The sequence below is a fragment of the Methanofollis sp. genome, from assembly GCF_028702905.1.
Lineage (GTDB): Archaea > Halobacteriota > Methanomicrobia > Methanomicrobiales > Methanofollaceae > Methanofollis.
The window spans coordinates 1-2,421 of record NZ_JAQVNX010000013.1 but is presented as its reverse complement, the minus strand read 5'-3'; the positions used below and the strand labels follow the sequence as shown (position 1 = coordinate 2,421).

The 2,421-nt window shown below is 68.6% G+C and carries 3 protein-coding genes; 2 read left to right on the top strand and 1 reads right to left on the bottom strand.

The genetic code is table 11. The features are described 5' to 3' along the window. Both PHP59_RS02910 and PHP59_RS02905 read left to right on the top strand, forming a co-directional pair. Positions 1-1,104: DUF362 domain-containing protein (locus PHP59_RS02910; protein WP_366943713.1), on the top strand; the 1,104-nt coding region annotated here is incomplete at its 5' end. Continuing rightward, positions 1,085-2,038 (top strand): VOC family protein, encoded by a 954-nt coding sequence (locus PHP59_RS02905; protein ID WP_300163315.1) that lies wholly within the window; start codon positions 1,085-1,087, stop codon positions 2,036-2,038. The genes PHP59_RS02910 and PHP59_RS02905, both read left to right, overlap by 20 nt. Here the strand turns inward: PHP59_RS02905 and PHP59_RS02900 are convergent. Next, on the bottom strand, positions 2,035-2,421 hold a 387-nt coding region (locus PHP59_RS02900; RefSeq protein WP_300163312.1), incomplete at its 5' end, for a tetratricopeptide repeat protein. The two genes, PHP59_RS02905 and PHP59_RS02900, sit on opposite strands and share 4 nt — an antisense overlap.

The window sequence follows — 2,421 nt, the reverse complement described above, 5'->3', positions numbered from 1 at the left end:
AGCAGGGTCTACTTCGCGCGGATCGGCCTTGGCAACGGCCGGGAGAACACCATCACACGGATACGGAGACTCTTCGACACCGCGGGCCTCGCCTCCTGCATCGAGGAGGGCGACCTGACCGCGGTGAAACTCCACTTCGGCGAGGAGGGGTGCGACACCTTCGTCTCGCCGGTCTGGGTGCGGCAGGTCGTCGACAGGGTGCGGGACGCCGGGGGCAACCCCTTTCTCACCGACACGAACACCCTGTACTCGGGGCAGCGCCACAACACCGTCGACCACATCGCCACGGCCCTCGGGCACGGGTTCGGCTACGAGGTGACAGGGGCCCCGATCGTCATCGCCGACGGCCTCCACTCGCAGAACTGGCGGGAGGTCGGGATCGACAGGAAGCACTTCTCGAAGGTGAAGATCGCGGGCGACATCCTGGACGCGGAGAGCATGATCGTCCTCTCCCATGTGAAGGGGCACGGTATGGCCGGTTTCGGCGGGGCCATCAAGAACCTGGCGATGGGGTGCGCCCCGGCGGCAGGAAAGATGGACCAGCACCAGGGCCTCGTCCCTCTCATCGAGGCGGGCGCCTGTGCGGAGTGCGCTACCTGCGCCAGGGTCTGCCCGACAGGCGCCCTGGAGGGCGGGCCGGGGGGCATCACCCTCACCACGACGCGGTGCATCGGCTGCGGCGAGTGCATGACCGTCTGCCCGAACGGGGCGATCGACTTCGACTGGAAGGAGGGGCTCGTCCCCTTCATGGAGATGATGACGGAGTACGCCCTCGGCGCGGTGCAGGGCAAGGAGGGGAAGGTCGGGTACCTCAATGTCCTGACGAACATCACGCCCGACTGCGACTGCTGCCCCTGGAGCGACAGGGCGATCGTCCCTGACATCGGGATACTCGCCTCGACAGACCCGGTCGCGATCGACGCCGCCAGCTTCGACCTCGTCAATGCCCAGCCGGGCATGGCCGGCAGCCGCCTCCTCGGCAACCGCGAGCCCGGCGCCGACAAGTTCAGGGGGGTGAACCCGTACAGCGACGGCATGATCCAGGTGAGGTACGGCGAGGAGATCGGCCTCGGGTCCGCGGACTATGAACTCGTCGAGATCTGAAGACCTCAGGGCCGTCGAGGAGGAGATCCTGAGGGGGGCCGCCTGTATCGGCCAGGCCGGCGAGGTGCCGGCCCTCGACCACCTGCTGGTCCGCGTCTCGCCCGGCCATCTGCAGGCCGTCGCGGATGAGATCGCTGCCCTGACAGGATACCTCCCGACCCGCGCCTCCGTCTCCGCGGGCGGGCGGACCGTGACCCTCGCCAGGCCCGGCCTGCCGCCGATCGTCCTCGAAGAGGGGACAGAGGAGGTGCAGGGGACAGGGCTTGCCGCCATCGCCTTCAGGGTGGAGGACCCGGACGACCACTGCAGGCAGATGGAGGAGAGAGAGATCCCGTGCCGCCGCATCGGCGGGACCGTCGAGACGGAGAGGTCCCCCCTCACCGGCATCGCGCTCAGGTTCGCCGGCCCCGCAGGGTGGCGTCCCGGCGGCCGGGAGGTCCCCCTCCCCTGCCGGGTCGGGGAACGGCCGTACCACCGACGGATCGGGAGGCCAGACCATGTGGCCGTGCGGGTGCGGGCGGAGGACAGGGCCGCCGCGGTGCTCTGGTTCATGCAACTGACAGGCGGGCGCTTTGTAGGTTCGGAGTATGTGGTCCCCTTCAGGTCGGCGAACAGTGTCGTGCGCCTGGAGAGGTGCGGCTTTGCCCTGAACGTCGTCTCCGGCACCGCACCGGGGGAGGACGAACCCTTCCTTGCGCGGTTCGGGCCGGGCGCTCACCACGTCGCCTTCGAGACGGCAGAGATCAGGGAGACGGTGGCGGCCCTCCGAGGGGACGGGACCGCCTTCTCCCTCCCCCTCACCGGTGCGCGGGAAGAGGGGATCCTGCAGGCGATGACGGCCCGGTCCCCCCATACCGGGCTCATGATCGAGTATATCGAAAGGTACGGCGGATATGAGGGATATTTCAGCCCCGAGCTGGCACGCCCCCTTTAGACGCACCTGCCCCCGTACGCCACCGCCTCCCTCCCCCGCAGGGCGATCCCCCGGATATAGACCGCGGGGGCGTAGTCGGGGCAGAGTTCAAGGATCCTGTCGCACGCCTCCACCGCGTCCTCATACCTCTCCAGGAGGATGAGGGCATAGGCCATCGCCTTGCGGGCCTCCAGGTGATAGGGTGCGATCTCCAGGGCCCGGCGGTAGGCGGCGACCGCGTCCTCGTGCCTGAACATCATGTCAAGAGTGACCCCCGCCATAAACCAGCAGTCCGGGTTGGCGGGTTCGAGTTCGGCCGCCCGGTGAAACGCCTCCAGTGCCGAGTGCAGGTTCATGCGCATCTTCTCGGCCACGCCCAGGAGGTACCACGCGGGGGCGTACTG